The 22,293-nt window shown below is 60.8% G+C and carries 20 protein-coding genes; 14 read left to right on the top strand and 6 right to left on the bottom strand.

What is annotated here, in order from left to right; translation table 11 throughout:
* Positions 1-4: 4 nt before the first annotated feature.
* The 4 genes from ADU59_RS27515 to ADU59_RS27500 are packed head-to-tail and all read right to left on the bottom strand — an operon-like array spanning position 5 to position 3,378.
* Positions 5-1,042 (bottom strand): LLM class flavin-dependent oxidoreductase, encoded by a 1,038-nt coding sequence (locus tag ADU59_RS27515; protein ID WP_068958693.1) that lies wholly within the window; start codon positions 1,040-1,042, stop codon positions 5-7.
* Between the two features lie 5 nt (positions 1,043-1,047).
* Complete coding sequence (locus tag ADU59_RS27510) at positions 1,048-1,974, bottom strand: flavin reductase family protein (RefSeq protein WP_068958691.1); 927 nt, start codon at positions 1,972-1,974, stop codon at positions 1,048-1,050.
* Positions 1,971-2,822, bottom strand: a complete 852-nt coding sequence (locus tag ADU59_RS27505) for an alpha/beta fold hydrolase (RefSeq protein ID WP_425332064.1) — start codon at positions 2,820-2,822, stop codon at positions 1,971-1,973. The genes ADU59_RS27510 and ADU59_RS27505 overlap by 4 nt, the downstream gene beginning before the upstream one ends.
* Positions 2,776-3,378, bottom strand: coding sequence for an amino acid synthesis family protein (locus ADU59_RS27500; protein WP_068958689.1), 603 nt, complete (start codon positions 3,376-3,378; stop codon positions 2,776-2,778). Before ADU59_RS27500 ends, ADU59_RS27505 begins: the two co-directional genes overlap by 47 nt.
* A 100-nt stretch (positions 3,379-3,478) precedes the next feature.
* On the opposite strand from ADU59_RS27500, the gene ADU59_RS27495 reads away from it, so the two are divergent.
* Positions 3,479-4,204 (top strand): GntR family transcriptional regulator, encoded by a 726-nt coding sequence (locus tag ADU59_RS27495; protein ID WP_068958687.1) that lies wholly within the window; start codon positions 3,479-3,481, stop codon positions 4,202-4,204.
* A gap of 32 nt (positions 4,205-4,236) precedes the next feature.
* Here the strand turns inward: ADU59_RS27495 and ADU59_RS27490 are convergent, their stop codons facing one another.
* Positions 4,237-4,632: a winged helix-turn-helix transcriptional regulator gene (locus tag ADU59_RS27490; RefSeq protein ID WP_068958829.1), complete on the bottom strand. Its 396-nt coding sequence runs from the start codon at positions 4,630-4,632 to the stop codon at positions 4,237-4,239.
* A 98-nt stretch (positions 4,633-4,730) separates the two neighbouring features.
* Here ADU59_RS27490 and ADU59_RS27485 point away from each other — a divergent pair, with 98 nt between their 5' ends.
* On the top strand, positions 4,731-5,702 hold the full coding sequence (locus ADU59_RS27485) for a quinone oxidoreductase family protein (protein WP_068958686.1): 972 nt from the start codon (positions 4,731-4,733) through the stop codon (positions 5,700-5,702).
* 33 nt (positions 5,703-5,735) lie between these two features.
* On the opposite strand, the gene ADU59_RS27480 is transcribed toward ADU59_RS27485, so the two are convergent.
* Positions 5,736-6,797: a LacI family DNA-binding transcriptional regulator gene (locus ADU59_RS27480; RefSeq protein WP_068958683.1), complete on the bottom strand. Its 1,062-nt coding sequence runs from the start codon at positions 6,795-6,797 to the stop codon at positions 5,736-5,738.
* Between the two features lie 115 nt (positions 6,798-6,912).
* Between ADU59_RS27480 and bglB the strand changes: the two genes are divergently transcribed.
* The 12 genes from bglB to neuC all read left to right on the top strand — a co-directional run bounded on the left by bglB (position 6,913) and on the right by neuC (position 22,269).
* Entirely contained in the window at positions 6,913-8,013 is a 1,101-nt protein-coding gene (gene bglB, locus ADU59_RS27475) for a beta-galactosidase BglB (protein ID WP_068958682.1), read from the top strand.
* The gene (kduI, locus tag ADU59_RS27470; protein WP_068958680.1) at positions 8,010-8,846 is read left to right on the top strand and encodes a 5-dehydro-4-deoxy-D-glucuronate isomerase; all 837 of its coding nucleotides are present in this window, start codon (positions 8,010-8,012) and stop codon (positions 8,844-8,846) included. The genes bglB and kduI overlap by 4 nt, the downstream gene beginning before the upstream one ends.
* Positions 8,843-11,326, top strand: coding sequence for a hypothetical protein (locus ADU59_RS27465; protein ID WP_068958678.1), 2,484 nt, complete (start codon positions 8,843-8,845; stop codon positions 11,324-11,326). The genes kduI and ADU59_RS27465 overlap by 4 nt, the downstream gene beginning before the upstream one ends.
* Positions 11,327-11,408: 82 nt before the next feature.
* On the top strand, positions 11,409-12,677 hold the full coding sequence (locus ADU59_RS27460) for an ABC transporter substrate-binding protein (RefSeq protein ID WP_068958676.1): 1,269 nt from the start codon (positions 11,409-11,411) through the stop codon (positions 12,675-12,677).
* 212 nt (positions 12,678-12,889) lie between these two features.
* Complete coding sequence (locus ADU59_RS27455) at positions 12,890-13,867, top strand: carbohydrate ABC transporter permease (protein ID WP_068958827.1); 978 nt, start codon at positions 12,890-12,892, stop codon at positions 13,865-13,867.
* A complete protein-coding gene (locus ADU59_RS27450; RefSeq protein ID WP_068958674.1) occupies positions 13,864-14,916 on the top strand; it encodes a carbohydrate ABC transporter permease in 1,053 nt (350 codons plus the stop codon). The genes ADU59_RS27455 and ADU59_RS27450 overlap by 4 nt, the downstream gene beginning before the upstream one ends.
* Positions 14,917-14,925: 9 nt before the next feature.
* Positions 14,926-16,011 (top strand): ABC transporter ATP-binding protein, encoded by a 1,086-nt coding sequence (locus ADU59_RS27445; protein WP_068958672.1) that lies wholly within the window; start codon positions 14,926-14,928, stop codon positions 16,009-16,011.
* The gene (gene kduD / locus ADU59_RS27440; protein ID WP_068958670.1) at positions 15,995-16,753 is read left to right on the top strand and encodes a 2-dehydro-3-deoxy-D-gluconate 5-dehydrogenase KduD; all 759 of its coding nucleotides are present in this window, start codon (positions 15,995-15,997) and stop codon (positions 16,751-16,753) included. Before ADU59_RS27445 ends, kduD begins: the two co-directional genes overlap by 17 nt.
* Positions 16,754-17,229: 476 nt before the next feature.
* Positions 17,230-18,501: a DUF6716 putative glycosyltransferase gene (locus ADU59_RS27435; RefSeq protein ID WP_068958668.1), complete on the top strand. Its 1,272-nt coding sequence runs from the start codon at positions 17,230-17,232 to the stop codon at positions 18,499-18,501.
* A 21-nt stretch (positions 18,502-18,522) separates the two neighbouring features.
* The gene (locus ADU59_RS27430; RefSeq protein WP_068958666.1) at positions 18,523-20,109 is read left to right on the top strand and encodes a hypothetical protein; all 1,587 of its coding nucleotides are present in this window, start codon (positions 18,523-18,525) and stop codon (positions 20,107-20,109) included.
* Between the two features lie 5 nt (positions 20,110-20,114).
* Positions 20,115-21,119: an N-acetylneuraminate synthase family protein gene (locus ADU59_RS27425; protein ID WP_068958664.1), complete on the top strand. Its 1,005-nt coding sequence runs from the start codon at positions 20,115-20,117 to the stop codon at positions 21,117-21,119.
* On the top strand, positions 21,112-22,269 hold the full coding sequence (gene neuC / locus ADU59_RS27420; RefSeq protein WP_068958662.1) for a UDP-N-acetylglucosamine 2-epimerase: 1,158 nt from the start codon (positions 21,112-21,114) through the stop codon (positions 22,267-22,269). Before ADU59_RS27425 ends, neuC begins: the two co-directional genes overlap by 8 nt.
* Positions 22,270-22,293 lie beyond the last annotated feature (24 nt).

Here is a 22,293-nt window from a genome sequence, read left to right as displayed (position 1 = left end):
CGCTCTACTCCCCGAATGCCGGCATGACATCGGCGATGAAGCGCTCGAGCGAGGCCTTCTTGCGCTCGAAACTCATACCGGTGTCGATCCAGAACGAATATTCGTCATAGCCCATGGCCTCATAGGTCTTGAGCCGGTCGATGACCGTGCCGGCATTGCCGACGACGTTGTTGGCCCGCATGACATCCCCCGACAGCATGGCGTTGGCGGCGATATCCTGCGCGGCAATCCGCTCGATCAAGCCCTGATGGATCGGCTTCTCGTTCTTGAACCAGGCGAAGAAGTAATTGTAGTAGACGCTCATCTCGTGCGCGGCCTGGGCGATATCGGCCTCATCGGTGCCGACATAGGTGTGGCGCAGAAGCATGATCTTCGGCCGGGCAATCTGCGCATTCTTCGCACAGGCCTCGTTGAAGCGGCCCATCAGCGTCTCGACTTCATCGTCTCCCTGCCAGAGTGGTGTCACCTGAACATTGCAGCCATTGGCAACGGCAAATTCATGGCTGTTCGGATCGCGCGCCGCCACCCAGATCGGCGGGTGCTGCTGGATTGGCTTCGGCGCCGAGGTCGTGGAAGGGAACGTGTAGAACTCGCCGTCATGGGCATAGTCGCCTTCCCACAGTTTCTGGACGGCGGGAATGAGCTCGCGCATGCGCTGCCCGGCCCCCCAGGCATCGAGGCCCGGCAGCAGGCGTTCGTATTCGAAGGAATAGGCGCCGCGCGCAATGCCGATATCCAGCCGCCCATCACAGATAAGGTCGGTCATCGCCGCTTCGCCAGCAAGCTTGATCGGATGCCAGAACGGCGCGATCACCGTGCCGGTGCCGAGCCGCACATTGCTGGTGCGGCGGGCGAGGTCGGCGATGGTGATGAAGGGATTGGGAGCAATGGTGAAATCCATGCCGTGATGCTCGCCGGTCCAGATCGCATGCATGCCGCCCTTGTCGGCAATTTCGCAGAGCGCGACGAACTCCTCGTAGAGGCTCCTGTGATCCTGCTCCGCGTCGAGCCGTTCCATGTGGACGAAGAGAGAGAATTTCATCGCGATCAGGCCTTCCTTGAAACCGGGTGGACTTTACCGGCCGTCTCATTGCCGAAATACACACCAAAATTGCCGATGGAATTTTCCATGTCGAAACGCCGGAGGATATCGGCCGTTGCCGGACTGTCGAGCCTTTGCTGCAACGCTTCGGCGGGCGGCAGGAAACGCCCGGTGATCGGCTCACCACTGGTGGCGGTGGCCCGGTAGACGATGTGCTGCCGGTTATCAGCGCGGTTTTCATAGACGGAATAGAGGAAACCGATGGAGACGCTCAGCCCCGTCAGCGTTTCGAGATAATCCCGCAACATCTGCGTCGGCTCGCCGCCTTCCATGGCGCAGGTCGGCAGGCCGAGACCATCGTCTCCAAGCAGAAGGACGGCACCGTCACGCTCGATCACGGCACTCAGCTGCGCCTCACCTTCCGCTGCCGCCGAAACGGCCCTGCCCGCCAAAGCCGGAGTGAAATAGCTGCCCCGGGCATAACCGAGGCCGTTCAGGCCGCTATTGGCAAAGGCCTTCACCCGCCCCGTCATGATCACATGGTCGCCTGCATCCAGCACCTGCTCGGTGGTGCAATCGAACCAGGCCGCGACATCCGCAAAGATCGGCGATCCCTCGGGTCCCTTCCGCCACGCGACAGCGGCAAACCGGTCCTCGACCGGGCGGGCGAAGGTGTTGGACACATCCTTCTGGGTCTCCGACAGGATATTCACCGCGAATTTTCCGGCCCCGGTCATCACAGCGAAATTCCGGGACGCCTTTGCCAGGCAGACGAGAAGCAATGGCGGATCGAGCGACACGGAGGTAAAGGAATTGGCGGTGAAGCCGATCGGCTGGCCGGCCGCATCATGCGCCGTCACCACCGTCACGCCGGTCGGAAAGGCACCAAACGCGTCGCGCAGGGCGCGTGCATCGAAACCCGTTTCGCTCATCGTGCCGCCTCCGGTTTCGCCAGCCACTCCGAGAGGATCGCATTGACCTCATCGGGCGCCGTCAGGTTGACCATGTGCCGGTGACCGTCGATCAGCACGGCGTAACCATTCGGAGCCGCATCCGCCATCGCCCGCGCCATCGCCGGGGTCGAATTGGGATCGTCGCTTCCGGTCAGAAACAGCGCCGGGCAAGTCACCTTCGGCCAGCAATCGGCATAGGTGCCGTCGCCGGCGGCAAAGGCGGCATAGGCCGTGGCATAACCCGCGCGGTCGACACTCGCCAGCCACCGGTGGGTCAGGCGGTAGACGTCGCTGTCGCGGCTGTCTGCCCCGAACCAGCGCTGTAGCGGACCATCAACGTCCACCAGCCCGGCACGGATTTCCCGCGCCCGGCCGATAACCGCCGCGCTTGCGGCCGCATCGCGGCGATAGACACCGTTGAGAAGCGCCACGCGCGAAACCCTGTTTCCGAACGAAGCCGCCACACCACCGGCAATCAGCGCGCCCATCGAGTGTCCGGCCACATTGACACGGTCCAGATCCAGATCGTCGAGAAAAAGCCCCAGCCAGGCAACAAAGCCGTCAAGTCCGGCATTCTCCGGCAAGGCCCGGCTTTCGCCATGCCCCGGCATGTCGACGGCGATCACGCGATGACCCTTACCAAGTGCCGCCATCTGCGGCGCCCAGGCCTCCAGCCGCATGCCGACCCCATGGATCAGCAGCAGCGGCTCGCCGGCGCCCTGCTCCGCATAGGCCATGCCGCTTTTCGTGTGGAACCGCCGGACCATCTCCATCCCGGCCTCAGACCGAGGCCGGATTGCTGACGTCGTTGCCGAGATCCTTGAGATCCTGATAGCGGTCGCCGATGCGATGATGCGGGCGCCCGCCGACCGAGGCGCCAAGAGCGACCAGGATTTCGCCTGCCCCCGGCGCGTCGCCGATCGAGGTCTGGATGGTGAGATAATGCGAGCGGCGGCCCTCGTCGTTCTTGTCCATCAGCGGGATCATCACCGGCGCATTGGCCGGACCGCGCGTGTTGCAGAAGGCGAGATAGGATTTAGCACCGACGGCAGTACGGTAATGATTGCCGAAGCGCAACGTATGGATCAGCGCGGACGCATGTTCGATCTCGCCGTCCAGCCCGACCACGGCCGCCTTGCCATAGGCCTCGACCTGATCGCCGGAGCCGACGGCGTCGATGATCATCCGCGTCAGCAATTCGCCGAGCACCGGTGCCGCCGCATGGATCTCCGGCTTGAGGTCTTCGACGAAACCTTGCCCGGCCCATGGGTTCTTCACCACGGCCATCGCCGCATAGAGCTTCAGCGGTATCGGCGCAGCCTTGCCGCCCTCGATGAGAATGGTTTCCACCTGCAGCAGGGTTTTGCGGATTTCGATAGCCAAGGCCGTTTTCCTTCGATATGTCGATGTGCCGTATGATGGTATACCATAAGATCACGTGTCAAGCCTTGTTCGGAATCATTTCAGCGTCTATGAGAGAAGCATGAACCAGAAGCTGTTCGCCCCGACCGTCGATACCGCCCCGAACCTGGACTCGCTCCGGATCGACACACCGCCCATCACCTTGCGGGAAATGGCGCTCGAGCGGCTGCGCAACGCCATCATCGCCGGCCTTTTCAGCCCGGGGCAGCGGCTCGTCGAGCGAACCCTGTGTGATCAGCTCGGCGTCTCACGCTCCGTCATCCGCGAAGTTCTGCGGCATCTGGAAACGGAAGGCCTGGTCGAGACCGCGCCCAAGCAGGGACCGATCGTCGCCCGCATCGACTGGCACCAGGCCCGGCAGATCTACGATGTCCGCGTTGCGCTCGAAACGACGGCGGTGGCCGATTGCGCCCGCAATGCCGATGCGGCGACGAAGGAAAAACTGAAGATCGTGCTGGAAGATCTCGACCGCAATTCGCGCAAGAACGATGCCCTGACGATCCTTGCCGCGACAACGGAATTCTACGAAACGATCTTCCTTTCGGGCGGCCACGAGATCGCCTGGGATATCGTCAAGCGCCTGAACAGCCGCATTTCCCGCCTGCGGGTCATGACGCTTGCCACCACCAACCGCACGGTCTCAGGCCCGGCACGGATGCGCGAGATCTTCAACGCCATCCTGCGCAACGATCCGGACGTGGCAACCGCCGCCTGCCGCGCCCATATCGAGGAAGCAGCCCGGATCGCCAAAAGCCTGCTGGCGCCGGCGAACGAGAGGAAGCCTTAGCGGGCGGCTACGCCACGCCCACTGCACGAACATCAGGTCGCGGCCGTTGCCCCCGGCGCGCGCCGTGGCCGGACGATGCAGTCGGCCACATCGGGGATGTCATTCTGCTCTTTCGCGTGGCGCTGCCCCCATGCACAGAGCGAGAGAAGCACCGGCTCAAGGCCAAGCCCAAGCACAGTCGCGCTATATTCGACGCGTACCGGCACCTCGGCGAAGATCTGCCGCCGGACGAGACCATGCTCCTCCATCTCGCGCAGCTGCTGAATCAGCACCTTCTGCGTGATGTCCGGCATCATGCGCTTCAGTTCCGAAAGCCGTTTCGGGCCGTCGAAAACATAGTAGAGAATGACCGGCTTCCAGCGGCCCGCAATAACCTTCAATGCCCGCTCGACCGGCAGTTTCGGAAGTCTGTTTGTCGCGCCCGCCATGGTCACCTCCCGGTGGGTATGGAACGAAAGAGTGTGTATTTTCCGTCTCAGGCCTAAAGGTAAACAGCAGCCTGCGTCATTTCAACGCGAGGCCTGCCATGAAAGCCGTTCAATTCAGCCAATTCGGACCGCCGGATGTTCTCCAAATCATCGAAATCCCCGTGCCCGTGCCTGCACGGGGCGAGGTGTTGGTGCGCGTGCGGTCTGCCGGTATCAACTATTTCGAGGTGCTGATGCGGTCCGACCGCTATGCCGTTACGCCGCAACTGCCGATGATCCCCGGCGTCGAGGTGGCCGGCATTGTCGAGCAGCTTGGGCCGGATGCCGATCCGGCCCTGCTCGGAACGCGCGTCGGCGTCCCGCTCTTTGCCGCCGGGCGCGGCTGTGGCTATGCCGAATTTGTCGCCATCGATGCCACGACTGCCGTGCCCCTGCCGGGCAGCCTTGGTTTTGATGATGCCGTCGCGCTGATGGTGCAAGGATTGACCGCGTTTCATCTAGTGCGGCAAAGCCCTCCGGCAGACCGGACGGTTCTCGTCAATGCCGCAGCTGGCGGCGTCGGTTCGCTGCTGGTGCAACTGATAAAACGCGAGGGTGCCAAGCGGGTGGTTGCCGCCGCAAGCAGCGAAAGGAAGCGCGATCTGGCGCATGCCCTCGGGGCCGATCTCGCGATCGACTATAGCCGGGCGGATTGGACCGACACCCTCAGGGCGCGGACCGGCGGCGCTGACATCATCTATGAAACGATCGGCGGCCCCATGACGAAGGCCGCATTGCGGGCGCTTGCACCCGGCGGCAAGATTGTCTTTGCAGCCCTCGGCCGCTTCGAACTCGACCGCACGGATATGAACCGCATGTTCGACCTCAACCAGTCGATCAAGGGATTTGCGCTATTGCCGCTGCTTTCGCCGGAAAACCTGCGCCGCGACCTGTCGGAACTGTTCGATCTTGCCGCCGCAGGCATGATCAAGGTCGTGCAGGGCGGAGCCTTTCCACTGCATGAGGCCGCGCGGGCGCATGCGGCGATCGAGAGCCGCAGTACCAGCGGCAAGATCGTCCTCAATCCATGATGGGCGGCCCACGCCGCATGTGATGCGGACGGACTACCTGACCAGCACTGACCGGCGCGGTGCCGTCGAAGCCCGTTCGACCAGATGGCAGGCAAGCTCCACCCGGCGCGGCGGCATCGGCAGGCCGGACAGGCTGTCGCGTAGAAGGTCGAGGGCGACCGAGCCGATTTCGCGCATGGGGATGTGCATCGTCGTCAGCGGCGGATTGAGGAAGGCCGCCTGCGGCAGGTCGTCCATCCCCATCACCGACACGTCGCCCGGCACCGAATAGCCACGCTGCTGGACGCCCATCATCGCGCCGACGGCCAGGCTGTCGCCGGCAGCCAGCACCGCGGTAAAATCGAGCCCGCGCGTCTCGATCCGTGACGCGATCGCCTGTGCCGCCAGTTCGGGCAGCCAGTCCTCGACCGGCACCACCAGATCCGGGCCGGCGGCCAGTCCATGATGCAGGAGCGCATCCTGCCATCCCTCGTAGCGCCGCTCGATGGTGCGCCGTCCTGGCCGCATCAGGAACAGGATGCGCTCATGGCCAAGCTCGATCAGATGATCGGCCGCCAGCCGTGCGCTGGAGCGGTTGCAGGGGGTGACGCTGGACAGCCGCATGAACGGGTCGTCGCCGTTGAGAAGCACGACCGGCTTGTCGAAACCGCGTGTCGCGGCCAGCATGTCCTCGTCATCGACGGTGAGAAACAGCAGGCCGGCGACCTCCGGATCGTCCAGCGCCTCCTTCAGCACCGCCAGTTCCTCGTTCCTGTCAGCGATCGGCCGTGTGACGATCTCGAGCCCGAGCGCCTGCGCGCGCTCCTGCACCCCTTCGAGAACATAGAGGGTGAACTGGTTGCGCACATAGTCGATCATCGCGGCACTGGAGGCCGCCAGAATGACCTTCTGGCCGGCCACCGCCGTCGGGATCACGTAATTGGCGATCTTGGCGGCTTCGAGCACCCGCTGGCGGATTTCCGGCCGCACGCCCTTTTCGCCCGCGATGGCCCGCGAGGCCGTGCTCAGCGAAACCCCACAAGCCTCGGCGATATCCTCCAGACGCACGCGCCTGCTCTTCTTTCCGCGCTTGCCCGCGATCGGCTTTACCGTCATGTCGACCTCCGTTGCGCCAACATGAGAAAAATTTTCAGATTGCGCAACAAAATTCGACGTGCATTTATTTCCGCAACGAGCCGTCCCCAAGAGCGGCGCATGTGGAGGAGCATTCATGGGTCCAGATGGCCGCGATATTCGCAACGGTCTCGATCGCCTTGTCGCCGGAACGACCGGTCTCAAGCACGACGGCCGTTTTCACGAGCCCAATCTCGATGGCACCGCCGGCGACTATATCAGCTTCGAAAGCTGGGAATGGCCGCAGGGCGTCGGCCTCTACGGCCTGATCAAGCTCTGGCTGTTCACCGGCCGCGACGACCTGCGCCAGCTTGTCGAATCCTGGTACGGGGAACGCATCGCAGCCGGCCTGCCGCAGCTTAACGTCAACACGACGGCGCCGATGCTCGGCCTGTCGGTGCTCTGGGCCAAGACCCGCGATCCCCGCTGGCAGCCGGTGCTCGACGACTGGGCCAACCGGGTGATGGCGGAGCTTGGCCGCACGCCGGAAGGCGGCTTCGAGCATCATGTCTCCGACAAGGTCAATCACGACGAGCTCTGGGACGATACGCTCTATATGGTCGCCCTGTTTCTGGCGTCCTACGGACAGGCGAGCGGCCGGCGCGAACTGGTCGATGAGGCCTCGCGGCAGTTCCTCGTCCACACCCGCTATCTCGCCGATACCCATACGGGCCTCTGGTTCCACGGCTGGACCTTCGATGGCCGGCACAATTTTGCCGAAGCGCGCTGGGCCCGCGGCAATGCCTGGATCACCGCAGGCCTGCTCGACCTCTTCGATCTGGCCGACCTTGACAAGCCGGTGAAGGATTTCCTGCAGGGCATTCTCGTGGCGCAGGTCGATGCGCTGCTGTCGCTGCAGGCGCCCTCCGGGGCATGGCGCACGCTGCTCGACGATGCCACCTCCTATGAGGAAATCTCCGCCACCGCCGGCATCGGTTACGGCCTGCTGAAAGGCTACCGCCTCGGCCTCGGCACCCCGGCATGGCGGACGGCGGGGCTGAAAGCCCTGCGCGTGGTGATGGACAATATCGATGAAACCGGCACCGTCGGCAACGTGTCCTACGGCACCCGCATGGGCCATGATCTCCAGTTCTACAAGGATATCCCCATTCAACCGACCGGCTATGGCCAGGCCCTGGCGATCCTGTGCCTTTCCGAAGGCCTCCAGCATGTCGGCGCAGAAGGACAAGCAGCATGACGATGAAGATTTTGTATGGCGCAGCGCCGCAGGACGTCAAAGGCTATGACACGGAAAAACTCCGCAGCGCCTTCCTGATGACCGACCTGTTCGTGCCGGACGCCGCCAATTTCACCTATACCCATGTCGACCGCCTGCTGCTCGGCGGCGCGATGCCGGTTTCCAAGAGCGTCAGCTTCGGTTCCGGCAACGAGATCGGCACGCCCTATCTCCTGTCGGCGCGCGAAATGGGCATTGCCAATCTCGGCGGCGCCGGCACTGTCACCATCGACGGACAGTCCTTCACGCTGGAAAACCGCGACGTGCTCTATGTCGGCCGCGGCGCCCGCGAAATCGTGATGAGCAGCCTCTCGGGAAAGACCCCTGCCCGGTTCTACATGAACTCGGTGCCGGCCGGCGCCGATATCCCCCACCGGCTGATCACGAAAGCGGACGCGAAGGCGCTCGATCTGGGCGACGGCCGCCGGTCGAACAAGCGACGGCTGGCCATGTACATCCACCCGGAGGTGACGCCGTCCTGCCTGCTTTTGATGGGCATCACCGACCTGGCCGAGGGCAGCGTCTGGAACACCATGCCGCCGCATCTGCACGAGCGCCGCATGGAAGCCTATTGTTACTTCGACATGGCGGCGGAAGACCGCATCATCCACCTGATGGGCCGCCCCGAAGAAACCCGCCATCTGATCGTCGCCAATGGCGACGCCGTTTTGTCACCCGCCTGGTCTATCCATATGGGCGCCGGAACCGGCCCCTATGCCTTCGTCTGGGGCATGACCGGAGAAAACCAGGAATATAACGACGTGGCCCCGGTGGCCCTGGCAGAGCTGAAATGACCCCGATGAGATCCCTGATGAACCGCGAACTGAAATCCGGCGACGCCATCCGCTACTGGCAGCTCGGAACGATTGCCGAAGAGCGCTTCGACGTGCCCGACGCGCCGATGAAGGGCGAGATGGACCCGTTCTTCTTCCTCACCAAGCACAAGAATTTCATCCCGCACGAATATCCCTGCCGGACGATCTTTGCCGAGCAGTATCGCGGCAAGCGTCCGGATCTGCGCGGTGCCTTCGAGGCTACCCGCTGGTGGCTGCCCTTCGGCTCGCCCCGGCTCGACCTCTCCGGCTTCTGGTTTCGCCCGACACGGCTGGCCACCTTTGCCCGCACCTTCATCGCCGCCGAAAAAGCCGGGACTGCCAAGGTGCGCCTCGGCACCTGCGGCGGCGCGATCCTCTGGCTGAACGGCACGGAAATCGGCTGGATGGCGCCCTATAGCCGCAATCTCGAAGCCAAGGCCGAGTTCGACCTGCCGCTGAAGGAAGGGCTGAACGAGATCACCCTCTTCTTCGACGATCTTGCCGAACGCGACGCGCGCTATTTCTTCCAGCTCGATTATCTGCAAGGCCCGGCTGCCGGCGTCGCCGTGCCTGTACCGATCGAGGGCAAGGTCGCCGAAACCATCGAGACGGCGCTTGAAGGCATGCATTTCGACAGGACGGCCTATTTCGAAAGCGATATCACGCTTCTGCTTGCCGAGCCCCTGCCCGTCGATGTCGCCGTCAACGTGACGATCGAGGGCGACTTCATGTCGACCGAACATGTCGATTACGACTTCGTTCTCAAGGCGGGTGAAGCGCGGCTGGTGATCGGTCCTTCGGAAAAGGCCCCCGCCGACTTCCGTCATTTCCGTATCACGCTCAAGGCCGGCGGCTTTACCGCCTCGCGCTCGCTCGGCATCGAGATCTGCCATACCGGCCGCCAGGGCAAGGCACCCGCAGCGCTTGCCGACCGCATTGCCGAAACGCTGAATGAAGTCTCGGAATTCTCCGAACGCGACACCGTTCGTGCTTTCGCGCGGCTGGCAAACGGTCTCGGTGGCGCCGATACCGATGCGATGATCGAGGAAATATTGCCGTCGATCGAGGATTGCCACGACTGCGCCGACTTTTCCCTCGTCCCGCTGATCTGGTCGCGCACCGTCTGGGGCAAGGATATCGGCCAGGCCACGCGCGACCGCATCGACCGCGCCATCCTCGATTTCCGCTACTGGATGGACGAGCCCGGCAACGATGTTCAGTGGTACTTCTCCGAAAACCACTCGCTTCTGTTCCACACCTCGGCCTATCTCGCCGGACACCTGCTGGCCGATGAAACCTTCGTCCGCTCCGGCCGCAAGGGCGCAGAGCAAAGCGCCATCGGTGCCGCCCGTGTCCGCGCCTGGCTGGATCATTTCGAGGCCTGGGAAATGGCGGAGTTCAACTCCGCGCCCTATTTTCCGATCGATCTCAAGGGTCTGACGGCGCTTGCCGCCCTGTCGCCCGATGCCGATATCGTCGAGCGGGCAAAGAAGGGCATCATTCGCCTCTGCGAAGTCATCGCCCGCTCGGCGCATCACGGCATGGTCACGGCTGCGCAAGGCCGCTCCTACGAACACACGCTCTGCGCCGGCCGCTCGCTGGAGCTTTCCGGCGTTGCCCGCCTGCTCTGGGGCGCCGGCTGGTACGGGCGGCGCGTTCACGCCCTGCCGCAGCTTGCCGTCTGCCTGCGCGACCATGGGCTGGTTATCCCGCAAGACCTCGCCGCCGTTGCCAGCCATCAGGCCGACACGCATCAGGAATGGCGGTTTGCCCAGGGGCAGGACCGGTTCGCAGCGCTCTATCACTACAAGGGCCGCGATTTCGCCATGGGCTCCGCCGCCCATTATCGCTGGAACGAGTGGGGTTATCAGGAAACCATCCTGCATCTGCGTCTCGGCCAACGGCCCGAGGCGGCCATCTGGATCAACCATCCCGGCGAAACAATTCAGTTCGGGTACGGCCGGCCGTCCTTTTGGGGTGGTTGCGGCACCCTCCCTCGCGCCCACCAGTACCGGGGGCTGGCCGTACTCGACTTTCTGACCTTCGAAGAGCAGCCGGATTTCACCCATGCCTGGTTCCCGGTCGCCGAGTTCGATGAAAGCACCGTGCGCGGAAACCTTGCCATGGCCCGCAGTGGCGGCGGCGCGGTGATCCTCTTGGGCAACACTGACCTGCGGTCGGTGACAACCGGCCCTTCGGCCAATGCGGAACTGCGGCAATACGGCCAGAACACCCGCTGGATCGTGCGCGTCTGCGAAGCGTCGGATCTTGCAACGGTGGAAAGCCGGTTCGCGCTCCTTTCGGTCGCGGAGACGGCAGACGGCTCGCTGGTCGTCGAGGACCCCGATTACGGTACGGTCACGTTCCGCAAGGATGGTTCAGTACAGGCGGAAGGTCGGACGATTGTTCCGAGAGATTTCACGGTCGCCGGCGAGGTCGCCATGCTGGCCGCACATTAATGACGCAGCGCCGGCAAGGAGAAGCCGGCGCCCGTTCAATGCGGGCTGGGAGAAGGCTCGCACCCAAAGGAGGAGGAAGACAATGACCAGGACCAGAACGATGCTCGCGGCATTCGCCGTCGGGCTTTTGACCTCCACGGCAGCCCTTGCCGGGGACGTGCGTATCATGTGGTATTCCGATGGCGTCGAAGGCGAAGTGCTGAAAGACCTCATCGACCGCTTCATGAAGGACAATCCGGATATCCATGTCGTCATCGACAACGTGTCCTTCAGCGTCGTGCGCGAACAGCTGCCGGTGCAGCTCGAAGCCGGAGACGGCCCGGATATTGCCCGTCTCGCCAACCTCAAGGCGCTGAGCAAGCATTGGCTCGATCTGCGGCCGCTGGTAGCCGATCCCGCCTATTGGGACAAGAATTTCGGCGATCAGGCCGACTGGATGCGCCCCGATGGCTCCAACCAGATTTCCGGCTTCATGACGCAGATCACCCTGACCGGCGGTTTTGCCAATAAGACGCTGTTCGATCAGGCCGGCGTCGCCCTGCCCGGCAAGGACGCCACATGGGACGATTGGGCCAAGGCTTCCAAGCAGGTGGCCGAGAGCCAGCAGATACCCTTCCCGATGGCGCTCGACCGGTCCGGACATCGCCTGACGGCGCCAGACATTGCCTTTGGCGCCAACTATATCGGAGCCGACGGCAAGCCGGCACCGCTCGATGATGGGGCGAAGTCCTTCATATCCAAGTTCATCGGCTGGATCGAAGACGGCACGATGAGCAAGGACATCTGGGTCTCCGCCGCAGGCTCGACCTACCGCGCCGGCGCCGACGATTTCATCAACGGCCAGGTCGCCTTCTACTATTCCGGCTCCTGGCAGGTGCCGAACTTCTCGACCAAGATCGGCTCGAACTTCGACTGGGTGGCGACCGGCAGCCCTTGCGGCCCGGCAAACTGCACCGGCATGCCGGGCGGTGCCGGCCTCGTGGCGATCAAGTACACCAAGAACCCGAAGGACGTCGCCAAGGTCATGGATTACCTGGCAAGCGAGCCGGTGGTGAAGGAGTTTTCGGAGCGTACCCTGTTCCTGCCGGCCCACAAGGGTGTCATCGAAAAGGGGCTGAACTTCAAGACCGACGACGCCCAGGCCAAGGCGGCGCTCGGCATCTTCGTGACGGCCTCGACGGGCCTGTCCGACCTCGCCCGCAAGCTGCCCGGCTGGGCCTGGTCCGATACGGTCTACGGCGCGCTCGTCACCCGCGTCAGCCAGGCGGCAGCCGGCGAAATGACGCTCGATGAGGCCTATACCCGCATCGACGCGGATATCGCCGCCAAGGTCAAGGACTCGGCTCTCTGACGGCCATCGGCAACCGGCATGCGGGCGGCGGCGAAGGGACGAACTCCCCTCTTGCTGCCGTCCGCGATACTGTCCAGCCCGATGATCTGCCGTAGGCAGCCGGGCAGGACCAAATGAACCGATCCAACGAGATCTGAAGGTGATCAACGATGGCAGATCTATCCGGCCAGAACAGCCAGAGCAGGACCGGCCTGGGCCTGAGCGGCGTAGCCATGGTGCCTGTCCGCCTTGCGATGGGCCTTATCGACGCGCCCTTGCGCTGGGTCCAGAAAACCTTCGGCCTCGGCGGCATGGCGGCCGTCTTCCTGCTGCCGAACATGCTGATCTTCGGCATCTTCGTGCTTTTGCCGTTCTTCATCAATTTCGCCTATTCGATGACCGGCGGCACGGCGCTGTTCCTGTCGGACCGCACCTTCGTCGGCGCCGACCAGTATGCCCGGCTGTTCGACTGCGCGAACTATCTGGCCCCAAACACCTGCGCTGAAGACACGTTCTGGACGGCCGTCAGCAATACCAGCTGGTTCGTCGTTCTGCAGGTCACGCTGATGATCGCCTTTTCGCTGGTCACGGCGCTGATCCTCAACCGCGAACTGATGGCGCGCAGCTTCTGGCGCGCAGTGTTCTTCTTTCCGGTGCTTTTGTCGCCTGTCGTCGTCGGCCTCATCTGGAAATGGATTCTGCAGCGGCAGGGCCTGCTCAACTTCGGCCTCTTCGGCTTCGGTTTTGAGCCGCATGTCTGGCTGAACGATCGCAACTGGGCGTTTGCCGCCACCGTCGGCGTCTCGATCTGGGCGCATATGGGCTTCTACACGCTGATCATCCTCGCCGGCCTGCAGGCTATTCCGAAGGATCTCTATGAGGCGGCCGAGATGGACGGCACCCGGGCCATGCGCGTCTTCACCCGCATCACCCTGCCGCTTTTGATGCCGAACTTGCTTGTGGTCATTGTGCTGGTGCTGATCCGCGCCGTGCAAATCTTCGATGAGGTCTACGTGCTGACCGGCGGCGGGCCGGGCACCAGCACGCTCTTCATCACCCAATATATCTACGAGACCGGCTTTGCCGCCCAGCTGCGCAACCCCGGCCTTGCCGCCGCCGCCTCGATCCTGATGGGCCTGGTGCTGGTTGTCCTCACACTCATGCAGCTCGGCCTCAGCCGTTCCAGCGAAAAGAAGGGAGCCCGCAAATGAGCCGGGCCATCGAATTCCTGTTTCGCCGCAAGGGCGGCAAAGGCTGGCACTGGACGGATATCGTCACCTGGGTCTGGCTCATCGTCGGCCTGTTCGTGATGTTCGGCCCGGCGGTCTGGCTGACCGCATCCTCCTTCAAGTCCCCCGCAGCGCTGGCCGAATTCCCGCCGACCATCCTGCCCTATGTCACCCAGAAGGCGACGGTCGAAGGCTATGACAAGCCGCTCGATCTTTACACCGTGACGCTTGAGGACGGCAGCACCGCGACGCTTGCCGAGGTCCGCCGCATCGGCACCGTCAGCCAGATGGTCGATCCCGCCAAACCGGCCGAGATCGTCAAAGTCAACATCGCCAAACGCACGCCTGTCCGGCAAATGTCGTTTGCGACCGATAACTATACCGAGCCCTTCACCCATTTCGATTTCGTCCGCTATCTCTGGAATTCGGTCTTCGTTACGGTGACCGCAACGCTGATCACGCTGGTGGTCAATTCCATGGCGGCGTTTGCCCTGAGCAAATACGAATTCCGCGGCCGCACCTTCGCCATGCTGCTGATCCTCGCAACGCTGATGGTGCCGCTGTCGGTCATCATGGTGCCGCTCTATTCGATCGTCTCGGCGCTCGGCCTGTTCAACAATCTCTGGGGCGTGATCCTGCCGACGGTGGCGACGCCGACCGGCGTGTTCATCCTGCGCCAGTACATGCTGACCATCCCCGACGAGCTGCTCGACGCCGCCCGCATGGACAAGGCGTCGGAATGGCAGATCTACTGGCGCATCATCCTGCCCCTGACCGCGCCGGCGCTTGCCGTTCTTGCCATCTTCTCCGTCGTCTGGCGCTGGAACGACTTCCTCTGGCCGCTGATCGTGCTGTCGCGCAAGGAGCTCTATACCCTGCAGGTGGGCCTGAGCATCTATTCCGGCGAACTGAACGTTCAATGGCACTTCATTCTCGCCATGACCGTCGTGACCATGATCCCCGTGGTTCTGGTCTTCCTCTTCCTGCAGCGCTTCATCACCACCGGCATCGCCGGAACCGGCCTGAAATAAGGGTGCATCATGGGACACATTAAGCTCACCAATATAACAAAGTCGTTCGGCGCGATCGACGTACTCCATGGCATCAATCTGGAAATCGCCGACGGCGAACTCGTCGTCTTCGTCGGCCCGTCCGGCTGCGGCAAGTCCACGCTGCTGCGCATGATCGCCGGCCTCGAAAAGCCGACCGGCGGCGAGCTGGCCATCGACGGCACGGTGGTCAACACCGTCCCCGCCTCCGATCGCGGACTGGCCATGGTGTTCCAGTCCTACGCTCTCTATCCACATATGAGCGTGCGCCAGAACCTCGCCTTCGGGCTGGAAAACAGCAAGATGCCCAAGGCCGAGATTGCCACCCGCATCACCGAAGCGGCCCGCATGCTGGAGATCGAACATTATCTCGACCGGCGGCCCGGCCAGCTCTCCGGCGGCCAGCGCCAGCGCGTCGCCATCGGCCGCGCTATCGTGCGCCGTCCGGTCGCCTTCCTGCTCGACGAACCGCTGTCCAACCTCGACGCCGAACTGCGCGGATCGACCCGCGCTGAACTCGCGGCTCTGCATGCCCGGCTTTCGGCAACGATGATCTACGTGACCCATGACCAGATCGAGGCGATGACCCTTGCCGACCGTATCGTCGTCTTGCGCGCCGGCCGCATCGAGCAGATCGGCACACCGATGGAACTCTACAATACGCCTGCCAACCGCTTTGTCGCCGGCTTCATCGGCTCGCCGCACATGAATTTCCTCGAAGGTACGGTGGAACAGTCGCCATCCGGCAAACCCGTCGCCGCCTTTGCCGGCGGCAACAGCCTGGACCTGCCGCTGGCCGCCAACAGCCTTGCCATCGGCGCGCGCATTACCCTCGGCGTCCGCCCGCAGCATGTGACGATCGGCACGGGCTCTGAGGGCATTGCCGCCAAAATCAAGCTGGTCGAGGCGCTCGGCTCCGAAACCATCCTCCACACCGATGTCGCCGGCCAGAAAATCCTGGTCGTTGCGCCCGGACAGCACAACCTGACGCCGGGAGCCGATATCCGCCTGTCGCTGTCATCGGCGCCCCTGCATCTGTTTGACGAGAAGGGGCTTCGCCTTGAACACGCCATTTGATCTCTCCGGCAAAATCGCGCTGGTCACCGGCGCCAGAACGGGCCTTGGCCAGGGCATGGCGCTGGCGCTGGCTCAGGCCGGCGCCGATATCGCAGCACTCGGCTCCAGCGCCATGCCGGAAACCGCCGACGCCATCCGCCAGACCGGCCGCCACTTTCAGGCGCTCGAAATCGATCTCTCGCAGAAATTCGACGCGAAGGGCGTCGTCGGTTCAATCGTCTCCGAACTGGGCGGCATCGATATCCTCGTCAACAATGCCGGCATCATCCGCCGGGCCGATCTGCTCGATCATTCGGAGGAGGATTGGGACGATGTCATCGACGTCAACCTGAAATCGGCCTTCCTTTTGTCGCAGGCCGTTGCCCGCCACATGGTCGAGACGAAGCGGGCCGGACGCATCATCAACCTCGCCTCGATGCTGTCCTTCCAGGGCGGCATCCGCGTGCCGGCCTATACCGCGTCCAAGCACGGCATTGCCGGCCTGACGAAGGCGATGGCCAACGAGCTTGCGCCGCACGGCATCACCGTCAACGCCATCGCCCCCGGCTATATGGCGACCGACAACACCGAAGCGCTGCGCAACGATGCCGGCCGCAACGCCCAGATTTCCGCCCGCATCCCGATGGGCCGCTGGGGCACACCGGACGATCTCGCCACATCGGTGCTGTATCTCGCCTCCCGCGGCTCTGGCTATGTGACCGGCATCACCCTGCCCGTCGACGGCGGCTGGCTTGTTCGGTAACCGTTCGCTGCCTTTGTGCATTTGACAATCCGCATTCTACCCAACACCAAAAGCCCCGCGACATGTCTGTCGTCGGGGCAACTGGTGATTTCGCGGTGAGGAAGGCATGCCCATTTCAGAGAGACGGGAAACGCCTTGAATCAATACAGGCCGCTGAATTCCTCACTCGGAATAGATAGGAGCCGCTTGTCAGAACCGGACAGGATAAGGCGTCTATTTAACGTTCTGGTCATCGCGGATACGACCGACCGCCCCTAAGTTGCAACTGGATTTGCATTTTCGTGTCCGGTAATGTAATTGCGTGTTCCGCTGCTTCGCTCACCGCTTTCCACCAGCAGATGAAGGACGGGGCTGTCGGGGTGGGGTGGGCTACGCACCGACAATATCCACCTCCGCCGAATACACGGGGCAGTCGATAAATTGGACATTTTGGTATTGCTGGTTGATCACAGCGCTTTCGGGACGACGAGCACGACATGCTCAAAGGCAACAAAATTATCAACCTCAATAACGATGTAGAGATCAGCGCCGTCAACGCCATTATGGTTGATGAAACCGAGAAAAAACGTAAGCTTCTCGTCTTGTCAGATCTGGACTCGCGCGTGAAATGGGGTGCCTCGCTGGCAGCTTTTTTTCAGAGTTCTTGCGAAATTACGATTATGTTCGAAGAAATTCCGCCCTCCATCCGTCAGAGGTATATTCTTCCGAACTATGTCGTAAGGCAGTACCGTGATCTTGATCCAATCCTCACTAGCTCCCTGTTGTTCGACTATGATTACATCATCCTCGCCTTGGGCGGTAATCCGGCCATCCAAGCCATGAGTGCAATCGCCGAACGTCAGCATGAGTTTCCCACCAGACCACTCATCATTGCAGGGTTCAACGGTCTTATGGAGCCGGGCGATTCGCACGGCCTTTTGTGCAGGCAAGGTGCTGACGTAATATGCGTCAACTCGAAGCGGGACATGGCATTTTTCCGGAAACTCTCCGAGGAATTCCATCTGGATGATGCTCCACTGGTCTTGGCGGGTTATCTTCGAAACAACGATCAACCGAGACCCCTGCCCCAGAACAAGCCCCCGCAAAACATCCTCTTTGTGGAACAGGTTGGCAGACCCGTTAATCTGCGGCAGAAGGCACTGTTGATGAAGCAGCTTGCTGCCTACGCGCGTGCTCACCCCACAAGACAGGTTGTTATCAAGCTGCGCAGCGCAGAGGGTGTGCGGCACACCAATTCGGGTAAGGAAAAGTACAGCTTCCGAAAGCTCTGGAAAAAGACGATCGCACCTCACCCTTCCAACGTCGTGTTTTCCAAAGAAGGCACGGAAGACCTTCTGCCGAAGATGGATCTTTGTATTTCCATTTCATCCACGGTGCTATTCGAAGCGCTGGCAATGGGAAAGAAGGTTGCCGTTATCCGTGACTTTGGCATTGGGACACACATAGGTAATACCAGCTTCATCGGCAGCGGATTGTTCGTCTCCTTGCATGACCTTAAAAACGACGAGCTCCCCGAAGTGGCAGATTTGTGGTTTCAAGAAAATGCTTCCTTTTCGGAATCATTTGTTGAGGACATCACCGCAAGGCTAGCGAGCCTCGATGAGCAACGCGCGCACGGGACTCTGAAGCCGATAAGAATGTTTTATGACAGGATCGGCTTTCCATCCTTCTACCTGAAAAAAGCCCCAGATAGCAGATTTAGGAAATGGATGTCGCGTTTGACACAAATACGCCTCCATTTCAGATAAATCACCTCGAAGGGAGGATCGATGAAAGAAATTAAATTCATCACGAAAAAATTGATGAGTATCCTCCGGCGTGCACGGTGGTTGCCGTTCCTTAAAAAGCCGAAGAGCACAGAAAAGACGCTCCCGAGCTATTTCCGGGACCTGACCAAATTCGCTTCGGTCGTGGACGTCAACAGCCTGAAACTGGGCGATGAATATCTCTGGCCCTATTTTCGGCAGCGGCTATGGGTTCAGCTCTACGCGATCGGCCGAGGCAAGACGTCCAAGGCGACGATGCCCCCTGAGGTAATGCAGCGCGGTCGCTTGGCGGACATTCCTCTTGCGGACCGTAACCAGCTCAAGAAAAAATATCGGGCTTTGGATATCACGGACATCAAGCCAGCTGACTACAACGTCGATTTTCTATTCATGGTTGTCACCAATGCAGCCGAACAGGTACGGTTACCGGACGGGAAATACTACCATCGCGTGACCGACCCATTTTACGAAATCGCAAGTGAAGTTGGCTCCGCCTTGAAGATGGAAATACTCAGGGTTAAATCTCCGCAGCTGGAGCGCTCCCACAAGTATTATCACAAGGTTCAGCATGTGATGAGCCCCATCCCCTCACCGCGCGAAGATCATTTGCGGATGGATTACCCTGTTGGTCTCCTGAAGCGACTTAACCGCAGAATCCCATCGGTGCAGCATACACACTCAGTTTTTCGCAAGTTTATAAACTGGGAAATGCATACGCGGGATTATTATATCGACATCTTGCGGAGAATAAATCCGCGGGTTCTGTTGCTGAACGGCTTCCACTTCCAGGCACCGCTGATTTCTGCTGCGCACCATTTGGGCATAAAAACAGTAGACATACAGCACGGCATTCAGGTCGGTTACAATCCTCTGTACAATGATTGGGAGGAAATGCCACCTGAAGGGTATCAGGCCGTCGTCGATACCTTTTTTGTCTGGGGTGAAAAGGAAGCAGAATCGATCAGAAAAGTTTTCAAGGGTGCCAAACACGCGCCTGTTGTCACAGGCTTTCCCTGGTTGGCACGTCAGCTTGAGCTCACACCACCTCTACAAGAGGAATACAGGGAGAAATTTTCCCGCTACCGTGTCAAAGTCCTGCTTATTCTGCAGAACCAAGACAGTGTTCCCCCAATATACAAGGAACTGATACGTCGGTCTCCTGCCAACTATTTGTGGATTGTGCGCCACCATCCGAAGGGGAACAGATTCAAGCCGGAAGATTTTGGCCCAGCACGACATGATAATGTGCTGCTCGATCCCTATTTCGACCAGATCGTTCTGGCCCAGTTGTTCAAGCATACCGATATTACGGTATCCGAAGGATCGACCGTGGCGATCGAAGCCGACTATGCCGGCCTCTACAATTTCGTTTTCGGCGACAAGGGCTATAAGAACTATAAGCAGGAAGTCGACAACGGCAGCTTTTTCCATATCAAGAACGCGGCTTCCTTATTTTCCAAGGCGGCAGCACTGGATTTCACCGTTCGCGAGTCCAGAACGGGCTCCTATGCGAAGACGGATATCAAAACCATATTCCAAAGCCTCCTTGCGGATGGCTCGGAGAATGAACCTGAAAGGATGGTCGGTTGAGTGCTATGGGGTGTTATTTAATCGCGGAGGTCGGACAGGCCCATGATGGCAGTCTTGGCATCGCGCATTCCTTTATCGACGCGCTGGTGGGCAGTGGTGTCAACGCAATCAAGTTCCAGACCCATATTGCAGAAGCTGAAAGCAGCACTCACGAGCCGTTCCGCACGCGCTTCAGCTACGAAGACGACACGCGCTACGACTACTGGAAGAGAATGGAATTCACGCTCGAACAATGGCGCGGGATCAAGACGCACTGCGACAAGGCGGGGCTCGATTTCATCAGTTCGCCCTTTTCCAATGCCGCTGTCGATCTTCTGGAAGAAGTGGGAGTCGCAAAATACAAGATCGGCTCCGGCGAAGTTTCCAATTTCCTCATGCTCGAGAAGATCGCACGCACCGGCAAGGAGATCATCCTGTCGAGCGGAATGAGCGATCTCGCCGAACTCGATAGCGCCGTGAATTTCCTCCGGCCCTTTGGAAACAAACTGACCGTCCTGCAATGCTGCACGAGCTACCCTACCAAGGCTGAGGATGTCGGATTGCGGGTCATGGACGTACTCCAGAAAAGATACGACGTGCCGGTTGGATTGTCGGACCATTCCGGCGTTATCTATCCTTGCCTTGCTGCCGCAGCGCTGGGCGCGTCTGTCTTGGAGTTTCATATCACCTTTGATAAGAGAATGTTCGGCCCGGATAGCACGTCTTCACTTTGTGTTGACGATGTCAGGCGCCTTGCCGAGGGGGTTCGCTTCATCGAAGCGGCGATGGGACAAGGCACTGAGAAAGCCGACAGCTCGAAGTTTGAGGCGTTGAGGAAGGTGTTCGGCAAATCGCTTGCCGTCAACCAGGATATGAGGGCGGGCTCCATTCTGTCCTTTGATGATCTGGAGGCGAAGAAACCCGCAGGCCATGGAATACCAGCGAAGGAATACCAGCGCGTCGTGGGCAAAAGGCTCAACCGCAATCTGGATCGTTGGAGTTTTTTGCAGGAAGGTGATGTAAGTGACTAAGAGAAAGATTTGCGTGGTTGTTACGGCTCGGCCGAGTTACGCGCGTGTTAGAACAATGCTCCATGCCATTCAGATGCACGAAAGCCTCGAGCTTCAACTCGTGCTTGCTGGATCGGCGCTGCTGGACAAGTACGGCGACGTGGGACCGATCGCGGAAAAAGACGGATTCGTCATATCCGAACGAATCTACAATCTTCTGTCCGGTGCCGCACCAACTTCGATGGCCAAGACAACCGGCCTCGCCATCATGGAGCTGGCCACAGCCTTCCAGAACCTCAAACCCGATATCGTAGTGACGATCGCGGACCGATTTGAAACCATCGCTACGTCGATCGCCGCTTCCTATCAGAACATTCCGCTTGCCCACATTCAGGGCGGCGAGGTGACCGGTAGCATCGACGAAAAGGTACGGCACGCCAACACCAAATTCGCGGATCTTCATCTGGTTGCCAGCGAATTGGCAAAGCAGCGTGTATTGAAGATGGGTGAGCATGCCGCGTCCATCCTGAATACGGGCTGCCCCTCGATGGATATTGCCCGCGCGGTCATTGAGAGCCCGGCAATCGATTTCGATCCCACTCAGAAATATGGTGGCGTCGGCGCGGAGATCGCCCCAAAGGGCCAGTATATTGTGGTTATGCAACACGCTGTGACCACCGAAGACACACATGCGCGAAAGCAGATCGAGGAAACCATCAGGGCGGTGAATGCTTTGGATATGCCGACCTTCTGGTTTTGGCCGAACGCGGACCTTGGGGGAGAAAGCATCTCAAGCGGCCTGCGCCATCACCGCGAAGAGTACGATCTTCACAAGACCCGCTTCTTCAAGAATATGGAACCGGAAGACTTCCTTCGCCTCGTCAAAAATTCGGCATGCCTGATCGGTAATTCGAGCGTCGGCATCCGCGAATGCGCTTTCCTCGGGGTCCCGGTCGTCAACATCGGCTCCCGTCAGACTTCGCGTGAACGCGGACAGAATGTCGTTGATTGCGGACACGATGCCGACGAAATCAAGGCACAGATCCTCAAGCAGATCGCACACGGCCACTACGCGTCCGAACCGATCTACGGCGACGGCCACGCCGGAAAGAAGGCGGCCGATGCCTTGGCCAATTTCGTTCTGAAATTCCACAAGACGCTGGCCTATTGATCGCAAGCAGGATGGCCATGTCTC

Source organism: Pararhizobium polonicum (assembly GCF_001687365.1).
Lineage (GTDB): Bacteria > Pseudomonadota > Alphaproteobacteria > Rhizobiales > Rhizobiaceae > Pararhizobium > Pararhizobium polonicum.
Note: the sequence above shows the minus strand (reverse complement) of the source record. Positions and strands in the feature narration are given on the sequence as shown.

Excerpts from the sequence above, each read along its gene's own strand:
- ADU59_RS27445 (WP_068958672.1), top strand. The coding sequence starts at position 14,926 with ATGGGACACATTAAGCTCACCAATATAACAAAGTCGTTCGGCGCGATC.
- ADU59_RS27435 (WP_068958668.1), top strand. The coding sequence starts at position 17,230 with ATGCTCAAAGGCAACAAAATTATCAACCTCAATAACGATGTAGAGATC.
- ADU59_RS27425 (WP_068958664.1), top strand. The coding sequence starts at position 20,115 with ATGGGGTGTTATTTAATCGCGGAGGTCGGACAGGCCCATGATGGCAGT.
- ADU59_RS27450 (WP_068958674.1), top strand. The coding sequence starts at position 13,864 with ATGAGCCGGGCCATCGAATTCCTGTTTCGCCGCAAGGGCGGCAAAGGC.
- bglB (WP_068958682.1), top strand. The coding sequence starts at position 6,913 with ATGGGTCCAGATGGCCGCGATATTCGCAACGGTCTCGATCGCCTTGTC.
- ADU59_RS27510 (WP_068958691.1), bottom strand. The coding sequence starts at position 1,974 with ATGAGCGAAACGGGTTTCGATGCACGCGCCCTGCGCGACGCGTTTGGT.
- ADU59_RS27460 (WP_068958676.1), top strand. The coding sequence starts at position 11,409 with ATGACCAGGACCAGAACGATGCTCGCGGCATTCGCCGTCGGGCTTTTG.
- ADU59_RS27430 (WP_068958666.1), top strand. The coding sequence starts at position 18,523 with ATGAAAGAAATTAAATTCATCACGAAAAAATTGATGAGTATCCTCCGG.
- ADU59_RS27455 (WP_068958827.1), top strand. The coding sequence starts at position 12,890 with ATGGTGCCTGTCCGCCTTGCGATGGGCCTTATCGACGCGCCCTTGCGC.
- ADU59_RS27465 (WP_068958678.1), top strand. The coding sequence starts at position 8,843 with ATGACCCCGATGAGATCCCTGATGAACCGCGAACTGAAATCCGGCGAC.
- ADU59_RS27515 (WP_068958693.1), bottom strand. The coding sequence starts at position 1,042 with ATGAAATTCTCTCTCTTCGTCCACATGGAACGGCTCGACGCGGAGCAG.
- kduI (WP_068958680.1), top strand. The coding sequence starts at position 8,010 with ATGACGATGAAGATTTTGTATGGCGCAGCGCCGCAGGACGTCAAAGGC.
- ADU59_RS27495 (WP_068958687.1), top strand. The coding sequence starts at position 3,479 with ATGAACCAGAAGCTGTTCGCCCCGACCGTCGATACCGCCCCGAACCTG.
- ADU59_RS27485 (WP_068958686.1), top strand. The coding sequence starts at position 4,731 with ATGAAAGCCGTTCAATTCAGCCAATTCGGACCGCCGGATGTTCTCCAA.
- ADU59_RS27490 (WP_068958829.1), bottom strand. The coding sequence starts at position 4,632 with ATGGCGGGCGCGACAAACAGACTTCCGAAACTGCCGGTCGAGCGGGCA.
- ADU59_RS27480 (WP_068958683.1), bottom strand. The coding sequence starts at position 6,797 with ATGACGGTAAAGCCGATCGCGGGCAAGCGCGGAAAGAAGAGCAGGCGC.